This is a genomic window from Dolichospermum planctonicum, assembly GCF_005402965.1.
In the GTDB taxonomy this organism is placed as follows: domain Bacteria; phylum Cyanobacteriota; class Cyanobacteriia; order Cyanobacteriales; family Nostocaceae; genus Dolichospermum; species Dolichospermum planctonicum.
The window spans coordinates 1-413 of record NZ_BJCF01000157.1; the positions used below are offsets into that span (position 1 = coordinate 1).

Annotated in this window: 1 protein-coding gene; it reads left to right on the forward strand. The window is 46.0% G+C overall.

What is annotated here, in order from left to right; all coding sequences use genetic code 11:
• Positions 1–413 (forward strand): calcium-binding protein (locus FFO06_RS20870; RefSeq protein WP_370744029.1); only part of this gene is annotated, 413 nt, incomplete at both ends.

The following is a 413-nucleotide window of genomic DNA, read 5'->3' on the forward strand; positions in this document are numbered from 1 at the left end:
CAGGCAAATATTCTCTCTGATGGCAGTATCCAAATCAAGGATAACGTCACAAGCAATGGCGATGAGGGAACAGATACCTTGATAGGGGTGGAACGAATCAACTTTGCTGCTAGTGGTGGCTATTATGGTGTGGTAACAGGAGGTAGTGGCAATGATTTTCTCACCGCAACTAACGGGTGGTCTTTACTCTTTGGCGGGGATGGTAATGATACCCTCAATGGTACTGATGGCAATGACACCCTCAGTGGTGGTGCAGGTAATGATATTCTCAATGGTGGTGCAGGTGATGATATTCTTAACCCTGGTTATAGCCAAGGCTCAACGGATACAGTTAATGGCGGCGATGGTAATGACCTACTGCAAGTAGATTACACCAGCAAAACAGATGGTGGTGGTATTCATTTAGGAGCCTA